The organism is Brucella sp. HL-2, from assembly GCF_025846885.2.
GTDB classification, from domain to species: domain Bacteria; phylum Pseudomonadota; class Alphaproteobacteria; order Rhizobiales; family Rhizobiaceae; genus Brucella; species Brucella quorumnocens.
The window spans coordinates 439,771-460,589 of record NZ_JAOYTK010000001.1 but is presented as its reverse complement, the minus strand read 5'-3'; the positions used below and the strand labels follow the sequence as shown (position 1 = coordinate 460,589).

The window sequence follows — 20,819 nt, the reverse complement described above, 5'->3', positions numbered from 1 at the left end:
AAAATTTAAATTGCAACAGAGCGTAAAGCATTGTGATTAAATGCAATTTCTAATCACGAGCACGAAAATTTGATGAAAATGAAACACCGCACGTTAAGCGGCAGCGCTTCAACCCAAGATTAATTCTGCAATATATTCATTAGTTTACAATGAAAGCGGAACGGGGCCATGTCACTTTTACTTCCGCACCCTGCCCCGGATTCTTGCGATTTTTAAAGCTAATCTGCGCTCCAGAGCGTTCCAGCAGAGTTTTTGCGATAAAAAGTCCCAATCCAAGACCGCCGCCGCCGTTATGTGCGCTATCGCGACTGGTCATATAAGGTTCACCGATTCGGTCCAGAATTTCTGGTTTGAACCCCTCACCGTCATCCTGAATGGTGACGCTGACAGTGCTGTCGGTCCAGCCCCATGTAACGCTGACCTCATCACGCGCAAAATCGACTGCATTCTCCACCAGATTGCCAAGCCCATAAAGCAGCCCTGGATTACGACGCACAACAGGCTCTGGCTTCGGTCCTTCCTGTTTGGTCACTTGAAGCAGAATTCCAAAATCCCGATGTGGCTCAATCACTTCCTCGATCAATGATGAGAAAGGCAGACGCGACATGTGTTCCTCGTTTTCCGAGGACAGACTGGTCAGCCGTTGCAGAATTTCGCGACAGCGCGCAGCCTGTGATTGCAAAAGCGCAATATCCTCTGCAAGTGCCGGATCACCATCGGACTTCTTTGCATAACTGCGCTGCATTTCCTTGACCACCAAAGTAATGGTGGCAAGCGGTGTGCCAAGCTCGTGTGCGGCAGCGGCAGCCAGCCCATCGAGCGCCGTCAGATGTTGTTCGCGTTGCAAAATAAGTTCAGTTGCAGCCAAAGCATCACCAAGCTGACGCGTTTCTTCAGCAATACGATAGGCATAGACGCCAGTAAAACCCAGTGCTGCGATGATCGCGCACCAGATACCTGCTACGAAAAGAAATGGCAGATCAAGGGTTTCACCCGGATACCAGGGCAACGGTTCGTAGCGCACAGTTAACACCGAGGTGCTCAACACAACGAGAAGCGCAAGAACCAGCGTATGGCGTACCGACAGCGATGTGGCCGATATAATGACCGGGGCGATCATCAGGATAACGAAGGGGTTTTGCACTCCACCTGTCAGATAGAGCAGCCCCGCCAGTTGCAGAATATCAAATGCCAGAACAATGCTGGCGGCAGTCGGGCTCAGCCGGTGATTGGTCGGGAAGCGAAATGCGAGATAAAGATTGAGCCATGCGGAACAAGCAATCAGGGCAAAGCAAATGCCAACAGCAAAATTGAATTGCAGATAGAGCGCGACAAACATAACCGCGGCGGTCTGCCCGGCAATCGCCAGCCAGCGCAGACGCACCAAGGTGGTAAGACGCGGTTTTCGCGAAAGATTTGAAGCTCGGTTATCGAATTCTGCGTGCATGATCACCCCGGAGCATTTCCAGCAAACGTATAAAAGTGGTTTTGCGTTTGGAAATACGTAGATAAGGACACAGAGCAGTCGTTCAGATTAAAAAAGCAAATACGCTCTGACGAGCCCCTTATGCGGCAACGCGCATATTCACGCAAGCGGAACTGTGTCATCCAGTCGCAGTACAAATTGAGACGCCTGAGAACACCAATACAGTGGGCGTTTGTGAGACTTCACTAAAACGTTAACGCCGCCCGCAGCAATTGTGTCAATTTTGTGAAGAAATTATAATGCTCCCGATACATATAGTAATGGGGGGTACATGATTGTTTTCAGGGGGACAATATCGTCTGGACTGGGGAAACATTCGGAACTCGTCATTCCGGGGAAACGAGAGCTGAAAAATTCGCCAACTGACTGGCCAGACAGATTCGCATCGGGTTCGCTGAATGTGCGGATCACGGAATATCCATCTCTTCTGCGCAGCAGCCGGAAAAACCTCAAGGCGCTGGACCGCGGCCTCGTCCCACCAACCCTTGTGATCCCGCAGAATGCAATTAAGAATAACAGCCTGCAACGCAAGCTTTTCAAGCCAAGCCGCGGCACAGGTCAAGCGTGGCGTGCGACGCTTCACTCCCATTCCCGTTCCATGCATGTCTGGGTTTTCCGGCGTATCGGATCGCATATGCACGACTGTCTTGAGCTGATCTCGGATAAACGCATACGCGAAAATCTCGACATCCGGGATCAGGACGAAGTTCGGATCGTTCTGCATTCGTAAGAATGTCAAGTGCCGCGCGGCTTAGCCCTGCGCGTGGCTTCTGCGTTCGCGGGATCCTCCGGCCAGACATGACGCGGATAACGACCGCGCATGTCGGAGCGCACATCAGCCCATGACCCTTTCCAGAAATTAGGCAAATCCCGCGTTATCTGGATCGGACGATGGGCAGGTGAAAGCAGCTCCAGCAAAAGCGGTACTTTGCCATTGGCAATGGCTGGATGAATGCCAAGACCGAAAAGCTCCTGCACGCGAACAGCAAGAACCGGCTCCTCTGTGTCATAGCGGATCGGGATATTCGAGCCAGTCGGCACTTCAAAATGCGTTGGTGCCAGTTGATCAACGAGGCGTTGCAGATCAAACGGCACAAGACTTATCAGGCCATTTTTAAGTGCGTGGGCGGGGATACGGTCAAGCTGTGCCTCGCCGGTGAGAAAAGGCAAAAGCCAGTCATCGAGATGCGCGATAAGATTATCATCGTCCATGGAAGGCCATGGATCGCCAAGGCCGCGATAAAGCCAACCCAAACGGCGGCGCAAGATTTCCGCTTCCTTGCCCCAAGGCAGGATTTGCAGCCCATGCTCACGCACGGCAGCGATCACGCCCTCGTCGGCAGCGCCGCCGGAAGGGGCCGCGAGCGGCTTTTCTGACAGAGCAATGGCACCGATGCGCACGGCTTCACGTGCACGCAATGCGTTCTTTTCCGCGTCATAGACGACCTGCCGTCCGCTTTCGATCTTGTTGCCAAGAGCGGCACGGATTTCAGCTTCCGATGTTTCAGCGGCGGAAAGGACACGCGCCCGACCCGCTCTACCAGACATATCGGCCACGACAAGCCATGATGCGCGGCTGAGGCTGATGCCGGGACCGACTTCGCCGCCGCGCCCATTGGCCAGCAGAAATTGCCCGGTCTGGCCGCGTGCCTTGGCGATGCGGTCCGGGTAAGCGTCGATCAACATACGGCCAGTAGTAGACCCGGCAGGCTCGCCTTTGTTTGGTACGTTGGCAGCAAGGCGTTTTGCCAAGCCTTTGGCGCGCTGCGCACGGTCGGAACGGTCGTTACGAAAACGCGACATGCGGGTGTCGAGGTCGGTTTCGTTGCCGCCGAGGCCGCGCTCGGTCAGAAGCATGGCTAGTTCTGCCGCCCATAAGGCTTCGCCGCGTTTGCCCGCTTCCGCCACCATATGCGCAAGGCGTGCTGGAAGCGCCAGCGCGCGCATAGCCTCGCCATCCGCAGTCAAACGCCCCGCTTTATCCAGTGCACCAAGCCGACTAAGCAATGCTTTGGCTTCTTTGAGAGCGGATAGCGGCGGCTTGTCGAGCAGCGACAAAGTCGTCGGATCAGTCACACCCCATGCGGCCGCATCGAGCACAAGGCCGGAGAGATCCGCTTCCAGAATTTCTGGCGGTGAGAATGCGGGGAGCGATGCCGTCTGTCCCTGATGCCAGAGGCGGATAGCGATACCCGGTTCGGTACGACCGGCACGACCAGCGCGCTGATCGGCACTTGCACGGGAAGTACGCACGGTTTCAAGGCGAGTCAGGCCGGTGGCCGGTTCATATTTTGGCAGACGGGCAAGGCCTGAATCGATCACCACTCGCACGCCATCAATGGTGATGGAGGTCTCGGCAATCGACGTTGCCAGCACCACTTTGCGATGACCTGCAGGCGCGGGCTTGATTGCCGCATCCTGATCGCGCCCCTCCATCGCGCCATAAAGCGGGGCCAGAATGATATTGGTAGACAGAAACTTTTCCAGAATAGCGGCTGTGCGTTCGATCTCACCCTGACCGGGAAGAAAGGCAAGAATGCTGCCCGTTTCTTCGGCCAGCGCTTCACGAATGGCTTCGACCATCGCGTCTTCAATGCGCTCATCGGGCTTGCGGTCGCGGTGGCGAATATCGACAGGATAGGCGCGGCCTTCGCTCTCAACGACCGGCGCTTCGCCCAAAAGCTGCGCCACACGCGCACCGTCCAATGTGGCCGACATGACGAGAATTTTGAGATCGTCACGTAAGGCTGCCTGTACGTCAAGCGCCAATGCCAGACCGAAATCGGCATCGAGGCTGCGTTCATGAAACTCGTCGAACAGAACCGCCGCGACACCTTTGAGATCAGGATCATCAAGGATCATGCGTGCGAAAACGCCTTCAGTGACGACGAGGATTTTGGTCTTCGCCGAGACTTTGCTTTCAAGGCGCATACGATAGCCAACCGTTTCGCCCGGCTCTTCGCCGAGCAACTGCGCCATGCGTCGTGCCGCAGCGCGCGCCGCAAGACGACGCGGTTCAAGCAGCACAATCATCCCATCGCCGCGCCAGCTTGCATTCAAAAAATGCAACGGCACTAGCGTTGTTTTACCAGCACCGGGAGGGGCAACCAGAACTGCGGAGGCGTGGGTAGCCAACGCGGCATCAAGCTGCGGCAGAATGCGCGTAACGGGAAGATCGGGCAGACTCGTCAAATGAAATTCCGTATTATAAAGGCGTTGCTTTGGTGCTTATCCCACAAGGAACGACGATGATCCATATACGAAAATCCACGCCCGCCGATGCCCCGGCCCTCACCGCGATCTGGCGGGAAAGCGTGCTGGCGACGCATGACTTTCTGAGCCGCGAAGATTTCATTGAACTCGAAAAGTTGGTCGGAGAGCAATATCTGCCGAATGTAGAAGTCGATGTCGTTGAAAACGACGGTACGCCGGTCGGCTTCATGGGGATGACCGAAGGCAACATCGACAGTCTGTTTATTTCACCGGTTGAGCGCGGCAAAGGCATTGGCAAGCACATGATCGCCCACGCGAAAGGTATTATCGGGGTGCTGACTGTTGATGTGAACGAGCAGAACACGCAAGGCGTGGGCTTTTATCGCCATGTCGGTTTTGTTGAGACAGGTCGTTCGGAAACTGACGATCAGGGACGCCCTTATCCGCTCTTGCACTTGCAGCTTGAGGCGTAAAATTCGCGATAGGCAAATTGCAGGGAAAATCATTCTCGCAAGAGGCATTTCTGGAGCAATTGACATACTCCCCTATAGTATATAGGTTTCGCAATAATCGGGAGATTTCATGCCGCATTCACCGGAAGACAAAAAGCGCGCGATGACGCGCCTGCGCCGTATCAAGGGGCAGGCCGAAGCATTGGAGCGCGCGGTGGAAGCAGGCACGGAATGCTCGGCCCTGTTGCAGCAAATTGCAGCGTTGCGCGGGGCTGCCAACGGATTGATGGCGGAAGTGCTGGAAAGCCATTTTCGCGAGACATTTGGCCAAGTGCGCGGGGAGTCTCGTGAGACCATAGCGCAAGATTCCGTGGCTGATCCTGATACACAAATCGACGAAATCATGCGGATTTTGCGCACCTACCTGAAATAGGTGCCTTATGAACTGGAAGGGACTAGAGCCATGAAATCACGTGCCGCCGTTGCCTGGGAGGCAAAGAAGCCGCTCACCATCGAAACCATCGAAATCGGCGGTCCACGCGCTGGCGAAGTGCTAGTCGAAATCATGGCGACCGGCGTTTGCCACACCGATGCCTACACGCTTTCCGGTCTTGATTCCGAAGGCAAATTCCCGGCCATTCTCGGCCATGAAGGTGCAGGCATTGTGCGGGAAGTGGGCGCGGGTGTTACTTCGGTCAAGCCCGGCGATCACGTGATCCCGCTCTACACGCCGGAATGCCGCTCGTGCAAAACCTGTTTGTCGCAGCGCTCCAATCTCTGCACCTCGATCCGCGCCACGCAGGGTCAGGGCCTGATGCCGGATCGCACCACGCGCTTCTCTTGCGATGGCGGCGAAGTGTTCCATTATATGGGCTGTTCGACCTTCTCGAACTTCACAGTTCTGCCGGAAATCGCTCTTGCCAAGGTTCGTGAAGACGCGCCTTTCGACAAGATCTGCTATATCGGCTGCGGCGTCACCACCGGCATTGGCGCGGTTATTTATACGGCTAAGGTTCGTCCGGGTTCCAATGTTGTTGTGTTTGGTCTTGGCGGCATTGGCCTCAATGTCATTCAGGGCGCACGCATGGTTGGCGCCGACAAAATCATCGGTGTGGACATCAATCCATCCAAGGTTGAAATGGCAAAGAAGTTCGGCATGACCGACTTCATCAACCCGCGCGAGATTGGCAACGACAAGGTTGTTCAGGCGATTCAGGACCTGACCGATGGCGGCGCGGATTATTCGTTTGACGCGACCGGCAATACCGATGTCATGCGTCAGGCGCTGGAATGCACCCATCGCGGCTGGGGTGAATCGATCATCATCGGTGTGGCGGAAGCCGGCAAGGAAATCGCAACGCGTCCGTTCCAGCTCGTCACCGGACGCGTCTGGAAGGGTACGGCCTTTGGCGGCGCGCGCGGTCGTACCGATGTGCCGAAGATCGTCGATTGGTACATGGAAGGCAAGATCGACATTGACAGCCTGATCACCCACACCATGCCGCTTGATGAGATCAACACAGCTTTCGATCTGATGCATGAAGGCAAGTCGATCCGCTCAGTGATCGTCTACTGATGAGCGAAAAGATTTTCGTTTCCCAGTGGGGTGAACTCGACAACCTGACGCCGCGCGCGCTTTACGCGATGCTGAAGCTGCGCGTGGATGTTTTCGTGGTGGAGCAGAAATGCCCCTACCCCGAAATCGACGGCAAGGACTATGACGCGTTTCACTTACGCATTCTTGATAACGAGGAACTTGCAGCGTCTTTGCGCGTTCTTCCGCCAGAGAGCACAGGAAAGCCAGTGAAGATCGGGCGTGTTGTCGTGGCAGCAGATTATCGCGGCTACAAACTCGGCCAGCGTCTGATGAAAGAGGCGGTGGAGTTTGCGCATGAACGGTTCCCCGGCATCGCTATCGAGCTTGGTGGGCAAAGCCATCTGCAGAAATTCTATGGTTCGTTCGGCTTTGTCGCGATTTCGGAAGAATATCTCGAAGACGGCATCCCGCATGTCGATATGCGGTTAGACCCAAAGGAAGTAACCGCCTGATGTTTTTGCTGCGCCGCCATATGTCGTTTTACCTTGGCGCCGCTGGCGGCGTGGCAGCATTCATCATCGCTTACGCGCTTAAAAGCCCGCTTGCCCCAGTCGTTGGCGCAAACTGCTTCTTCCTGATCTATCTGGGGCTCGCGCTATATGCACTGCCCCAACTCACCGCGACCTATCTGAAAAAACACGCAGCGAGCGCTGACGAACCAGTATGGATCATCTTCTCGGTGACATTTGCTGCCGTAATTGTTGCGGTTGCCTCGCTGTTTATTCTGATTAACCAGAAACCGGAACCCGATGGCTTTGCACTCGTAATGACACTTGCCGCCGTGCCACTTGGCTGGGCAACGATCCATATGATGGCGGCGCTGCACTATGCCCATGTTTTCTGGCAGCCCGACAAGTCCAGCAAAGCCGGCCATAAAGGCGGGTTCCTTTTTCCAGAAACTGATGCGCCATGCGGCTGGGATTTTGCGTATTACTCCTACGTCATCGGTATGACCGCACAAACCTCCGACACCAATTTGAGCACGACCTATATGCGCCGCACCACATTGTTGCACAGTGTCGTCTCGTTCTTCTTCAATACGGTTCTTGTCGCAGCGGCAGTCAATGTCGCGGTGGCATTAGGAAATTAGGATTATTCATGGAAACGATCTCCACCGCAAAGAGCTTTGGTGGCGCGCAGGGCGTGTATCGCCATAAGAGCGAGACCAATCAATGCGACATGACCTTTGCCGTCTTCCTGCCGCCACAGGCAAAGGATGGTGCGGTTCCGGTGCTGTGGTATCTTTCTGGCCTTACCTGTACGCATCAAAACGTGATGGATAAGGGCGAATATCGCCAAATGGCCTCAGAACTTGGAATTGCCGTTATTTGCCCTGATACAAGTCCGCGCGGTGACAATGTCCCCGACGAGCCGGATAACTGGCAATTTGGCAAAGGCGCTGGCTTCTACGTCGATGCCACGCAAGAGCCGTTTGCCAAGAACTATCAGATGTATAGCTACATCACCAAGGAACTGACCGAACTGGTGGCAAGTGAGTTTCCGCTCGATATGTCGCGACAGGCAATCACCGGCCATTCGATGGGCGGACATGGCGCGCTAACAATTGCTTTAAAAAACCCCGACCGTTTCAAGTCGGCATCGGCTTTCGCGCCGATTGTCCAGCCGTCAACGGCGGGATGGTCGAAGCCTGCATTGGAAAAATATTTAGGGGCAGAAGAGCGCGCATGGCGTGCCTATGACGCAACGCTGCTGATTGAAGATGGCTATCGCTTTCCGGAATTTCTTGTCGATCAAGGCACAGCAGACGGCTTCCTCAATGACGGCCTGCGTCCGTGGTTGCTGGAAGAAGCCTGCAAGAAAGCTGGCATCCCGCTCAAGCTCAACATGCACGAAGGCTATGACCATTCCTATTTCTTCATCTCGACCTTCATGGATGACCATCTCAAGTGGCATGCAGAACATCTTGGCAGATAAGAATTGGCAATGTGCGTTTGTGAACTGGCGCTTAAAGCATTTCCAGCAAAAGTGGGAATCGGTTTTGCGTTCGGAAATGCTTAAAAACAAATAGTTACAGCGGTTCCGACGGTTCAATATTAACTGGAACCGCTGTGAGTTAGTTTACAAACGCCTCGTCAGAACAGGAGTGCCATCGTGGAGAAAAAAGTCGTCACAGTCGGCGCCTTCGTCGTGAATGACGAAGGAAAAGTACTGATGGGGTTACGCTCCCCTTGGAAAAAGGCATGGCCCGAACATTGGGACACGCCCGGTGGTCATGTCGAACCCGGCGAAACTCTGGAAGAGGCGCTCATTCGCGAAATGGGTGAGGAAATCGGTATTCGCCCAACGCAGTTCCGCTGGATCGGTGCAGTCGATGAGAAAAGACCTGATTTATACGGCGATTCCATCTGCCAGATTTATCAAGTCACGGCATGGGACGGTGGCGAACCCCGTAATGTCTGCGATGAACATTCGCAAATAAAATGGTTCAGCCCCGAAGAACTCGCGAACCTTCTCAATCTTGCGGATGCTGAGTATCAGCACCTTGCCCGGGTTGCGACCAACACCGCCTCGACTTACAGCGGTTCCAGTTAACAGTGAACCGTTGGAATCCCTGTAACTATTTGTTTTTACGCATATCCGAACGCAATACCGGTTCCCACTTTTGCTGGAAATGCTTTAACGCTTCACCACCTTCATCGGTAAACCACCCTGTGGCTGGGTGGTCAACTTCTGAACCGGCCAAGGTTTCGTCGTTTCAAGCACGTCGAAGCGGTGTTCGCGTAGCAAGATGGCAAGCGCAATAACCGCTTCCTGAAGCGCGAAACTTGCACCGATGCAGACGCGCGGGCCTGCGCCGAACGGCAGATATTGGAAACGGTCGATCTGATCACGGTTTTCCGGCCAGAAGCGTGACGGCTTGAAAGCGTCCGGCTCCTGCCAGTAAAGCCTGTGGCGATGGATCACCCACGGCATCACCAAAACAGCCGTACCTTTGGCAATTTTCAGATCGCCATAGCTGTCATCGACTGCCGCCTCACGATTGATCGACGGCGCGGGCGGATAGAGCCGCATCGCTTCTTCAAACGCTGCGCGCGTATAGGGCAGTTTTGCCAGCCATTCCTGCGGCGGCAGATCATCGCCACCATCCGCAAAGAAAGCGTCTATTTCGGCTTCCACGCGTGCACGTTCCTGCTGTGCCTTCGCAAGCAGATAAAGCGTCCAGCCAAGCGCACGGGCGGTGGTCTCGTGCCCGGCACCAATGAAGGTGATGATGTTATCTTCAATCTCGGAGCGGTTCAGTCCGTCCGGTCCTTCAGCGCGCAAAAGCAGCGTCAGGAAATCATTTGGAACGTCCTCGCCCTTGTCCATGCGCTCTTTACGCATAGCAATTGTGCCGGAAACCAGTTCACGGAAAAAGCCAAGCGATTGCTGGCCGCGCAGACGCGTGAAACGTGGAAGCCAGTCCGGCAGGCCAAGCAGATCAAAGGGATCAACGCGGCCCATGGTTTCAAACAGCTTGTCGATCTGGCGGGCGAAATCATTAGGATCGCCAGCGATCTCGCCGGAAAACAGGGTTTCTGCCAGAATATCATAGGTCAAAAGCGTCATGTCGTGGGCGACATCGGTTATCGTGCCACTTGTCTTGTAACGCTCGACAAAATGCTTTGAGCGCTCCCGCATGGTCTCGGCAAAACCGCCAATATGGCGCGGTGTGAAAACCGGTGCCATCGCCTTGCGCGAGCGCTTCCAGGCCTGCCCCTCTGCCGTTAGAAGACCATCGCGCAGGATTGGGCGTAGAACGCGCTGGCGAATGGCGGACATGGGGTAATTGGCGGCGTTATCAACCAGCACATGGCGGATTAGTCCGGGATCATTGGCGATGATGGTTTTTATACCAAGCCAGCTCACCGACACCCAAGGCTCGTTGTATGAGGGCTCACCCCATAATTCGAGCGGGTTTTTATAAACCACGCGCATCATCTCGAAACGGCCTACCGGCTTTTCACGCGGACGCGGTGCAGGCGGAACAAAGGGATTTGCTGTGTCGGTCATCTTGGCTGCAATTTCCATCAAGCGTTCCTTTTTAAAAAAATCAGGGTTTATAAAATCGGGTCAAGAACGCCCCCGTTGAGAGAATATAAGCTCCAATTGTGGCGGTTCCAGACACCCCACGCCAACCCAATTCTGTATAGCTAGCCAAATGAGCTGAATCCCCGGCAAATTTGGCCCCCAAATTTGGAAAAATCGCCTTTAACGCCTATATTAAAACCATGTTTGTCGTGTGATTCGACAGTGTTTTTGATGCTGCAGTTGCAGCAGGCTTTAAGGCCGCATCCGCGGCGCATTTTCGAAAGATTTTCATGAGCGAGACTCCAGAGATGAATTCCGAAGCCCCCGCCGAATATGGCGCGGATTCCATTCGTGTGCTGAAAGGTCTGGACGCTGTTCGTAAGCGCCCTGGCATGTATATCGGCGACACGGATGACGGCTCCGGCCTGCATCACATGGTCTACGAAGTGGTGGACAACGCCATTGATGAAGCGCTTGCCGGACATGCAACGCTTGTCACCGTTACGCTTAACGCCGACGGCTCCTGCACCGTGACCGATAACGGTCGCGGCATCCCGACCGACATCCACAAGGAAGAAGGCGTCTCGGCGGCTGAGGTCATCATGACACAGCTCCATGCCGGCGGTAAATTCGACCAGAACTCCTATAAGGTTTCGGGTGGTCTGCACGGCGTGGGTGTTTCAGTTGTGAACGCGTTGTCGATCTGGCTGAAGCTGAAAATTCGCCGCGCAGGCAAAATCCACGAAATGAGCTTCACGCATGGCGTCGCGGATTCCCCGCTGATCGTCACTGGTGACGCTGGCAGCGACACTGGGACCGAAGTCAGCTTTTTGCCGTCGCCCGATACATTCACGATGATCGAGTTTGATTACGACACGCTGGAACGCCGTCTGCGTGAACTGGCGTTTCTAAATTCCGGCGTCCGTATCAAGCTTGCTGATCGCCGTCATGCCGATATTCGCGAACAGGAACTCCACTATGACGGTGGCGTCATCGAGTTCGTGAAATATATCGACCAGAGCAAAAAGTCGCTTCTGGAAACGCCGATCTATATCAAGAGCGAAAAAGACGGAATGACCGTTGAAGTCGCCATGTGGTGGAATGATTCCTACCACGAAAAGGTGCTTTGCTTCACCAACAACATTCCGCAGCGCGATGGCGGCACCCATTTGGCTGGTTTCCGTGGTGCCCTCACCCGTCAGGTAACAGGCTATGCGGATGCTTCCGGCATGACCAAGAAGGAAAAGGTGCAGCTCACCGGCGATGATTGCCGCGAAGGTCTGACCGCTGTTCTTTCCGTCAAGGTTCCTGACCCTAAATTCTCGTCGCAGACCAAGGACAAGCTGGTTTCCTCGGAAGTGCGTCCGATTGTGGAGAGCCTCGTCAACGAAGCGCTTTCGACATGGCTCGAAGAACATCCGGCGGGTGGCAAGACCATCGTCGAAAAGGTCATTCAGGCAGCAGCAGCGCGTGAAGCAGCCCGCAAGGCGCGCGACATCACCCGCAAGAGCAATCTGAGTGTGACGTCCCTGCCCGGCAAGCTTGCCGATTGTCAGGAACGCGATCCTGCTAAGTCGGAAATCTTCATCGTCGAGGGTGATTCCGCAGGTGGTTCCGCGAAGAGCGGTCGCTCGCGCCAGAACCAGGCGATTCTGCCGCTGCGCGGCAAGATCCTCAATGTGGAGCGCGTCCGTTTTGACCGGATGATCTCATCGGATCAGGTCGGCACCTTGATTACAGCGCTCGGCACTTCCATCGGCAAAGATGAAACTCACGGCTTCAACCCGGATAAGCTGCGCTACCACAAGATTATCATCATGACGGATGCTGACGTCGACGGTGCGCATATTCGTACGCTGCTGTTGACCTTCTTCTTCCGCCAGATGCCGGAACTCATCGAGCGCGGTCATATCTACATCGCGCAGCCTCCGCTCTATAAGGTGTCTCGCGGCAAGTCCTCGCAATATATCAAGAACGAAGCAGCCTTTGAGGACTTCCTCATTGAAACTGGCCTCGAAGAAGCAACCCTTGAAATGGCAAGCGGTGAAGTGCGCGCCGGACCAGACCTTCGTTCCGTCGTCGATGATGCACGCACGCTGCGTCAGCTGCTCTCCGGTCTGCACACGCGCTATGACCGGAGTGTCGTTGAACAGGCAGCGATTGCCGGACTTCTCAACCCCAATTCAACGGCAAACGACGCTACTGCACAAACCTCTGCGGGCATTGTTGCACAGCGTCTCGACATGATCTCGGAAGAAACAGAGCGTGGCTGGACTGCACATGTGACTGAAGATGGCGGCTATCGTTTTGAGCGCGTAGTTCGTGGCGTCAAGGATGTCGCAATTCTCGATATGGCACTGCTCGGTTCTGCCGATGCACGCCAGATCGACCGTGTGGCGTCACGCATGTCGGAAGTCTTTGCCGAGCCGCCTGTACTTCGTCGCAAAGACAAGGTTGAAACGCTTTCCGGCGCGATGGCTCTGCTTGATGCGATTTTCGCAACGGGCCGCAAAGGTCTCACGCTACAGCGTTACAAAGGCTTGGGCGAAATGAACGCCGATCAGCTTTGGGAAACCACGCTCGATCCGAACGTGCGTTCGCTACTGCAGGTCCGGGTAAACGACGCAACCGATGCCGACTCGCTCTTCTCGCGCCTAATGGGTGATGAAGTCGAGCCACGCCGCGAGTTTATTCAGGAAAACGCGCTCAGCGTTGCCAATCTGGACGTATAAAAACAGCCCCCGAAAGACATCAAAGCTTTCGGGGGCTTTTTATTCAAGACAAGACAAAAACCGATGACAACAAAAAGCCCGCCGATTGGCGGGCTTTTTTTATGATCGGAAATTACTCTCCGCGGTTCTTCTTCGGATAGCCGCTTTTTCCGTCCTTCTTGAAACCATCTTTCTTGAAGTCGCCTTTAGGCTTGGCCCAGCTGTTCTTCGCATTGTCGCGATTATTGTCGCGCGGACCGTCGCGGAAATCGCTTCTTGGCTTGTCGCTGCGTGGCTTGAAATCACGCTTGCCTTCGCGCGGAGCAGCGTCGCCGCCAGCGCCTGCAACGGCCGGACGGATCACGAGGCCCTTTTCACCGGTACCGCGTTCTTCAACCGAACGACGGAACTCATCAGCCTTGGAAGCAACAATTTCAAAACGCGTTTCGTTGTCGAAAATCTTGATCGAACCGACTTCGCGCTTGGAAACGTCACCGGCCTTACAGATCAAAGGCAGAAGCCACTTAGGATCGGCGCGGTGCTTACGTCCGGCGGAAACCGAGAACCAGACGCCATCGAAACGCGCATTGCGGTCGAAGCGTTCGCCTTGCTCTGCACGATCACCGCGATCAAAGCGTTCGCCACGTTCTGGACGATCACCACGTTCTGAACGTTCACGAGGCTTCTTTCCGCCAACCGGATGAACCGGAGCGTCAGAAACTTCTTCGGCTGCAGGCAACGCAGCAAGTTCGCGATTGAGGAACGCGCTGGCGATCTGTTCCGGCGTGTAACGCTCGGTCAGTGCTTTCAAGAGTTCCTGATGCTCTTCTTCAACCGGCTGATTGAAAGCCTCGCCATTGAGAATGCGTTCGTTGTTCTTTGCTTGAACCGCAGCGATGCCCGGTGCTGGAACAGTCTGCGCATCAAGCTTTGCCATATGCAGAAGACGCTCTGCAATGCGGCGGCGCGAGAATGGAACAACCAGAACACAGGTGCCCTTACGGCCCGCACGACCGGTACGGCCTGAACGGTGCAGCATGGTTTCAGCATTGTTTGGCAGATCTGCGTGGATCACGAGATCAAGATTAGGTAGATCGATACCGCGGGCAGCAACGTCGGTTGCCACACAAACGCGGGCACGGCCATCACGCATCGATTGCAGCGCGTTGTTACGTTCAGCCTGGCTCAGTTCGCCCGAAAGGGCCACAACTGCAAAGCCGCGGTTGGAAAGGCGACTCGCCATGTGCTTCACAGCTTCACGGGTCGAGCAGAAAATGATCGAGTTCTGTGCATCATAATAAAGCAGCGTATTGATGATCGCGTGATCACGCTCCTGCGGCGGAACAGGCATCGCGAAATAATCAATATCGGCGTGCTGACCGGCTTCGCCCGCAGCAGAAATACGCAGTGCATCTTTCTGGAAGCGCTTGGCAAGCTGTGCAATCGGCTTCGGTACGGTTGCCGAGAACATCAATGTGCGGCGGTCAGCAGGTGCTTCGCCGAGAATGAATTCGAGGTCTTCACGGAAGCCCATATCGAGCATTTCGTCAGCTTCATCGAGCACGACGACGCGCAGTTCAGACATATCGAGCGCATTACGGGTGATATGATCACGCAGACGACCAGGCGTTCCGACAACGATATGCGAGCCGCGTTCAAGCACACGGCGCTCAGAACGGATATCCATGCCACCAACACACGAAGCAATACGTGCACCAGTATCAGCATAGAGCCATTCCAGTTCGCGCTGAACCTGCAGAGCCAGCTCGCGCGTTGGTGCGATGATCATGGCAAGTGGCGCACCAGGATTACCGAAGCGCAGTTCATCACCAAGGATTGTGGAAGCCATGGCAAGACCGAAAGCAACGGTCTTACCGGAGCCGGTCTGTGCTGAAACGAGCAGATCGGCGTGAAGCGTTTCCGGTGCAAGAACAGCGTTCTGAACAGCGGTGAGAGTGTTGTAGCCACGAGCGGCTAATGCTCCGGAGAGAGCCGGAGCAATGGATTCAGGCAGAGACATGATTAACTTTCAAAAAAGCTTCACAAGTCGACACCCTTGGCCGCAAACCCTTTGGCCACAAACCCACTGACGACTACCGAAGCAACAGAATTGCCGCTTACCTATAGTGTCAAACCTCTCAGGTCAACCGGTTGAGCCCTCAATGCGCCTCATCCCAGTTATGCGCTGCACGCGCATCGACCTGTAACGGCACAGAAAGCGGCACTGCAGGCATGGCAGCGTTCTCCATCACATGACGAACGACAGGGATTGTCTTCTCGACCTCGCTTTCAGGCACTTCGAAGATCAATTCATCGTGCACTTGCAATAACATACGTGCTGCAAGCTTTTCTTCGTCCAGCGTCTTCTCCATGCGAATCATGGCACGGCGAATGACATCGGCTGCGGAACCCTGAATAGGCGCATTGATTGCCGCACGTTCGTTGAACGCCCTCACTTGCGGGTTGGAAGCACGAATATCCGGGTAGTGCGCCCGACGCCCGAAAATCGTTTCGACATAGCCATGTTCGCGCGCAAACGCCTTGGTCGCTTCCATATAGTCCTTGATACCGGGGAAACGCTCGAAATAGGTTCGGATATATTGGCCAGCTTCTTCACGCGGAATGGAAAGCTGGTTGGCAAGGCCAAAGGCCGAAATGCCGTAGATAATACCGAAGTTGATCGCTTTGGCGCGGCGACGCACTTCCGAAGGCATACCTTCGACCGGCACACCAAACATTTCTGATGCTGTCATGGCATGAATGTCGATGCCATCAGCAAAAGCCTGTTTCAACTGCGGAATATCGGCGACATGAGCCAGTACGCGTAATTCGATCTGGCTGTAATCGGCAGAAATCAGCTTGTTGCCGGGTTCAGCAATGAATGCCGTCCTGATCTTGCGGCCTTCGGCTGTACGAACCGGAATATTCTGCAAGTTTGGTTCAGATGAAGACAAACGCCCTGTCGAGGTCGATGCCATCGCATAAGAGGTGTGAACGCGCTTGGTCTGCGGGTGAATAAAGCCCGGCAGCGCATCCGTATAAGTGGATTTAAGCTTGGTCAGCTGACGCCAGTCAACAATCTTACGCGGCAGAGGTAGGCCTTCAGCGGCAAGATCTTCCAGCACCTGTGCAGAGGTCGACCATTGTCCAGTTTTGGTCTTGGACGCGCCCGGCAGACCCATTTTGCCAAACAGAATATCGCCAAGCTGCTTGGGCGAGCCGATGTTGAATTTTTCCCCAGCCAATTCATAGATTTCATCTTCATAGGCGGCCGCTGACTGTGCGAGATCGCCCGAAAGGCGCGAAAGAACCTGTCGGTCAACAGAAATACCGCGTTCTTCCATCCGTGCCAGCACATCGACCAGCGGACGTTCAAGACGCTCATAAACCGACGCCAATCCTTCTGCGGCCAGACGTGGTTTCAGCACCTGCCAGAGGCGCAGCGTTACGTCTGCATCTTCAGCTGCGTAAGCCGTTGCGCGATCGATATCGACCATATCAAAGGTTACAGAGCTTTTGCCGCTGCCCGCTACATCCTTATAGGCGATTGGTGTATGGCCAAGCCAGCGTTCGGAAAGCGGGTCCATGCCGTGTCCGCCGGTGCCTGCATCAAGCACATAGGAAATCAGCATCGTGTCATCGAAGGACACGGTGTTGATGCCGTGACGGCGCATGACGAGCCAGTCATATTTCATGTTTTGTGCAATCTTGAGAACAGATTTGTCCTCAAGAACGGTCTTCAAGGCGTCGAGCGCCGCCCCAAGTGGAATCTGCCCCTCGACCATGCCTCCGCCGAGAAGATCACCCATGCCGGATTTGTGCTGGAGCGGAATATAAGCTGCCTTGCCCGGTGCAAGTGCCAGCGAGAAACCGATCAATTCTGCCTGCATCGGATCAAGCGAATTGGTTTCTGTATCGAAGGCAACAAGACCGGTCTCAACAGCTTCCGCGAGCCACTTGTTCAGCGTCGGAAGATCGCGAATGCAGGTATAGGCCGTGGTGTCGATTTTCTGCGCAAGTGCCGTTGCAGCACGGCTTTCCGCTAATGCTTTCGGCGTGTAGCCACTGACGTCAGACACTTCGGAGGCAACAGAAACTTCGGACGAAGCGGCCGCTGATTTTGCTGGCACATCGACATCGGGACCGTGTGCATCTGCACCCCATTCCGTTTCGATATGACATGGCTCTACCGCCGACGCATCAGTGTCGGTTGCTTCGGCCACGCGACGGGTCAGCGTTGTGAAATCCAGCGCTTTCAAAAAGCCAATGAGCTTTGGACCATTCTGTGGCTCAAGCACCAGACCGTCGAGATCAACTTCGAGCGGCACGTCTGTTTTAAGCGTTACGAGCTCCCGCGCGATTTTTGTCTGGTCAGCAAAAGCGATGATATTTTCACGACGTTTGTTCTGCTTGATCTCAGAAGCGCGTGCGAGCAGCGTATCAAGATCGCCAAACTCTTCCAGCAATTGCGCAGCGGTCTTCGGGCCAATGCCTGGAATTCCCGGTACATTATCGGTGCTATCGCCAGTCAGCGATTGCAGATCGATCATCTTTTCAGGCGGCACGCCCCATTTTTCAATCACTTCCGGGATCGAAATCTGCTTGTCCTTCATGCTGTCATACATGGACACCTGTGGCGTCACGAGCTGCATGAGATCTTTATCGGACGAAATGATTGTAACATCGCCGCCTGCATTTTCAGCCAGACGGGCATAGGTTGCGATCAGGTCGTCGGCCTCAAAACCTTCCTTTTCGATGCAAGGCAGATTGAATGCACGCGTTGCCTGACGGATCAGGCCGAATTGCGGAATGAGATCTTCCGGCGGCGCGGTGCGGTTTGCCTTATACTCGGGAAAAATCTCTTTGCGGAAAGTCTGCGACGAGTAATCGAAAATGACCGCAAAATGCGTCGGCACCACACCAACATCGGTGCTGCGCGCATCCTTCAACAGCTTCCACAGCATGTTGCAGAAACCAGACACGGCCCCAACAGGCAAGCCGTCCGTCTTACGCGTCAGCGGTGGCAGGGCATGATAGGCACGGAAAATATAGCCCGAGCCGTCAACGAGGAAGAGATGATCACCTTTTTTCATGGCTTAGAATTAAAGGAAACAAAGCTCAAAGAAAACCGGCCTTATGTCAGGAGAAACGAGTGTCCACCGTTGGATCGCACGAGTGCGCTTTTCAGAGACGGGAGCTACTCCAGATCTTCCTGTATGAACTCACCAGAAACATGAATATCGATCATCTCGAGAAGGCCTGGGCCCACATTAACATATTTGTGTGGAATATTGGCCGCACCGAATACGACACTGCCTTCGTCGGCTACGAATTGCTCTTCGCCAACCGTGAATAAGGCCCGGCCTTTACGCACAATGAAAATCTCGTCATAGGGGTGGCGATGCAATCTGGGGCCGCGTCCCGCTTCTTCAGTTGCATAGAACATGACGGACGCACCCGCCCCGAACACATTTCCTTCAAACTCACCGTGCCACTTGCCTGACGTCTTTTCCCAGCCCTTCTTACTGAGCATTGTGATCTTATCCATAAGTGCCTCTTCCCTCACACGTTTTCATGTTATCACTGATAACGGATTTCATCCGGCAAGGTAACGTTTATGTTACGAATTTGTAATCTTAAATGCCCTTGAATAGCCACAGTTGGAGGGCCAGATTACACCCATCGACAGTACGTCGGTCGCCGGTTTTCTGACCCGTCCCCCGTTGGATACCGGTTGTCGCGACAGCCTCATTCCCCTCTCCGGGCTGTCGCTTTTGAGTGTAGTGATATGGCCGTTGTGGTAACCCCCTCACCGCAACGGCCAATTCATTTTCTGCTCTCAGTTTTGCGTTCAATTTGGGTTTCTTCTTCGGGTTGCTGGTTGTAGTGTGCCACCAGTATTACGACTCGTCAGGAAGCATCCATGTCCGCGCAATCACTCGATAAAGTCCTCAATTATCTCGACACCAATCTCGATAAGAGCATCGATCACCTCTTTGATCTTTTGCGGATCAAGTCGATCTCGACTGACCCGGCTTACAAGGCCGACTGCCGGAAGGCCGCCGAATGGCTGGTCGAAGACCTGAAATCCATTGGCTTTGATGCCAGTGTGCGCGACACGCCGGGTCACCCGATGGTTGTTGCCCATCATGACGGTGCCACTGCTGATGCGGCACACGTGCTGTTCTACGGCCATTATGATGTGCAGCCGGTTGATCCACTCAATCTCTGGGACAACGATCCATTTGAGCCTGCAATCAAGGACGTTGGCAATGGTCGCAAGATCTTGACCGGTCGCGGAACATCCGATGACAAGGGGCAGCTCATGACCTTTGTCGAAGCATGCCGTGCCTACAAAGCCGTTAACGGCAATCTGCCAGTGAAGGTGACATTGCTTTTTGAGGGCGAAGAAGAATCCGGTTCTCCTTCGCTCAAGCCTTTCCTTGATGCCCATAAACAAGAGCTGAAAGCCGATGTGGCGCTTGTTTGCGATACCGCCATGTGGGACGCCGAGACGCCAGCGATCAGTGTGGGTCTGCGCGGACTTGTCGGCGAACAAATCGTCATCAAGGCTGCTGACCGCGATCTGCACTCCGGCTTCTTCGGAGGCGCGGCTGCCAATCCGATCCATATTCTCGCAAAAATCCTTGCCGACCTGCATGATGAAACCGGCCGGGTTACGGTTCCGGGTTTCTATGAAGGTGTAGAAGAAACGCCGTCGCAGATTTTGCAATCGTGGGAAAGCCTTGGCCGCACGGCTGAAAATTTCCTTGGTCCAATTGGCCTCTCAGTCCCTTCGGGCGAAAAAGACCGCAGCGTTCTGGAACTGACCTGGGCTCGCCCAACGGCTGAAGTCAACGGCATTATCGGCGGCTATACTGGCGAAGGCTTCAAGACCGTGATTGCGGCTGAGGCATCCGCCAAGGTTTCATTCCGCCTTGTTCACAAGCAAGACCCGGTGAAAATCCGCGAAGCTTTCCGCGCATTCGTTGAAGCACGCCTGCCAGCCGACTGCTCGGTCGAATTCCATCCGCATGGCGGTTCGCCGGCGATCCAGCTGCCATATGATTCTCCGCTTGTTTCCAAGGCAAAGGATGCGCTTTCCGACGAATGGCCAAAGCCAGCCGTATTGATCGCCATGGGTGGGTCGATTCCGATTGTCGGCGACTTCGACAAGTTCCTCGGTATGGAATCGCTGCTGGTCGGCTTCGGCCTTGAAGATGATCGCATCCATTCGCCCAATGAAAAATATGAGCTGAATTCCTTCCATAAGGGCCAGCGTTCTTGGGCTCGCATTATGGCCGCTATCGCAGCCAAATAAGGAAGAC

At 54.7% G+C, this 20,819-nt stretch carries 16 protein-coding genes; 10 read left to right on the top strand and 6 right to left on the bottom strand.

Features of this window, described 5'->3' with window-relative positions; translation table 11 throughout:
* Positions 1-139: 139 nt before the first annotated feature.
* Positions 140-1,447, bottom strand: coding sequence for an ActS/PrrB/RegB family redox-sensitive histidine kinase (locus tag OIV19_RS02170; protein WP_095447827.1), 1,308 nt, complete (start codon positions 1,445-1,447; stop codon positions 140-142).
* Positions 1,448-1,757: 310 nt separating this feature from the next.
* Between OIV19_RS02170 and OIV19_RS02165 the strand changes: the two genes are divergently transcribed.
* Positions 1,758-2,216: a hypothetical protein gene (locus OIV19_RS02165; protein WP_151094769.1), complete on the top strand. Its 459-nt coding sequence runs from the start codon at positions 1,758-1,760 to the stop codon at positions 2,214-2,216.
* 5 nt (positions 2,217-2,221) lie between these two features.
* On the opposite strand, the gene hrpB is transcribed toward OIV19_RS02165, so the two are convergent.
* Positions 2,222-4,678, bottom strand: coding sequence for an ATP-dependent helicase HrpB (gene hrpB, locus OIV19_RS02160; protein WP_264230537.1), 2,457 nt, complete (start codon positions 4,676-4,678; stop codon positions 2,222-2,224).
* A 56-nt stretch (positions 4,679-4,734) separates the two neighbouring features.
* Here hrpB and OIV19_RS02155 point away from each other — a divergent pair, with 56 nt between their 5' ends.
* The 7 genes from OIV19_RS02155 (at position 4,735) to OIV19_RS02125 (ending at position 9,301) form a co-directional block, all read left to right on the top strand.
* Positions 4,735-5,172 carry an acetyltransferase gene (locus OIV19_RS02155; protein ID WP_095445894.1) on the top strand — a complete coding sequence of 146 codons (438 nt, stop codon included), beginning with the start codon at positions 4,735-4,737 and terminating at the stop codon, positions 5,170-5,172.
* Between the two features lie 109 nt (positions 5,173-5,281).
* Entirely contained in the window at positions 5,282-5,584 is a 303-nt protein-coding gene (locus OIV19_RS02150) for a metal/formaldehyde-sensitive transcriptional repressor (protein ID WP_095445893.1), read from the top strand.
* Positions 5,585-5,614: 30 nt separating this feature from the next.
* Positions 5,615-6,727 carry an S-(hydroxymethyl)glutathione dehydrogenase/class III alcohol dehydrogenase gene (locus OIV19_RS02145; protein ID WP_264230536.1) on the top strand — a complete coding sequence of 371 codons (1,113 nt, stop codon included), beginning with the start codon at positions 5,615-5,617 and terminating at the stop codon, positions 6,725-6,727.
* Positions 6,727-7,200: a GNAT family N-acetyltransferase gene (locus OIV19_RS02140; RefSeq protein WP_095445891.1), complete on the top strand. Its 474-nt coding sequence runs from the start codon at positions 6,727-6,729 to the stop codon at positions 7,198-7,200. The genes OIV19_RS02145 and OIV19_RS02140 overlap by 1 nt, the downstream gene beginning before the upstream one ends.
* Positions 7,200-7,838 carry a DUF1345 domain-containing protein gene (locus OIV19_RS02135; RefSeq protein ID WP_264230535.1) on the top strand — a complete coding sequence of 213 codons (639 nt, stop codon included), beginning with the start codon at positions 7,200-7,202 and terminating at the stop codon, positions 7,836-7,838. Before OIV19_RS02140 ends, OIV19_RS02135 begins: the two co-directional genes overlap by 1 nt.
* An 8-nt stretch (positions 7,839-7,846) precedes the next feature.
* Positions 7,847-8,683 (top strand): S-formylglutathione hydrolase, encoded by an 837-nt coding sequence (gene fghA, locus OIV19_RS02130; protein WP_151094779.1) that lies wholly within the window; start codon positions 7,847-7,849, stop codon positions 8,681-8,683.
* 177 nt (positions 8,684-8,860) lie between these two features.
* Positions 8,861-9,301 (top strand): NUDIX hydrolase, encoded by a 441-nt coding sequence (locus OIV19_RS02125; protein ID WP_264230534.1) that lies wholly within the window; start codon positions 8,861-8,863, stop codon positions 9,299-9,301.
* 84 nt (positions 9,302-9,385) lie between these two features.
* On the opposite strand, the gene OIV19_RS02120 is transcribed toward OIV19_RS02125, so the two are convergent.
* Entirely contained in the window at positions 9,386-10,780 is a 1,395-nt protein-coding gene (locus tag OIV19_RS02120; RefSeq protein ID WP_264230533.1) for a cytochrome P450, read from the bottom strand.
* Positions 10,781-11,070: 290 nt separating this feature from the next.
* On the opposite strand from OIV19_RS02120, the gene gyrB reads away from it, so the two are divergent.
* The gene (gene gyrB / locus OIV19_RS02115) at positions 11,071-13,512 is read left to right on the top strand and encodes a DNA topoisomerase (ATP-hydrolyzing) subunit B (RefSeq protein ID WP_095445886.1); all 2,442 of its coding nucleotides are present in this window, start codon (positions 11,071-11,073) and stop codon (positions 13,510-13,512) included.
* A 112-nt stretch (positions 13,513-13,624) separates the two neighbouring features.
* On the opposite strand, the gene OIV19_RS02110 is transcribed toward gyrB, so the two are convergent.
* The 3 genes from OIV19_RS02110 to OIV19_RS02100 all read right to left on the bottom strand — a co-directional run bounded on the left by OIV19_RS02110 (position 13,625) and on the right by OIV19_RS02100 (position 19,039).
* Positions 13,625-15,511 (bottom strand): DEAD/DEAH box helicase, encoded by a 1,887-nt coding sequence (locus OIV19_RS02110; protein ID WP_151094785.1) that lies wholly within the window; start codon positions 15,509-15,511, stop codon positions 13,625-13,627.
* A 139-nt stretch (positions 15,512-15,650) separates the two neighbouring features.
* Positions 15,651-18,584 carry a DNA polymerase I gene (polA, locus tag OIV19_RS02105; protein WP_191793700.1) on the bottom strand — a complete coding sequence of 978 codons (2,934 nt, stop codon included), beginning with the start codon at positions 18,582-18,584 and terminating at the stop codon, positions 15,651-15,653.
* A gap of 104 nt (positions 18,585-18,688) precedes the next feature.
* The gene (locus OIV19_RS02100; protein ID WP_151094789.1) at positions 18,689-19,039 is read right to left on the bottom strand and encodes a cupin domain-containing protein; all 351 of its coding nucleotides are present in this window, start codon (positions 19,037-19,039) and stop codon (positions 18,689-18,691) included.
* 375 nt (positions 19,040-19,414) lie between these two features.
* Here OIV19_RS02100 and OIV19_RS02095 point away from each other — a divergent pair, with 375 nt between their 5' ends.
* Entirely contained in the window at positions 19,415-20,812 is a 1,398-nt protein-coding gene (locus OIV19_RS02095) for a dipeptidase (RefSeq protein WP_264230532.1), read from the top strand.
* Positions 20,813-20,819 lie beyond the last annotated feature (7 nt).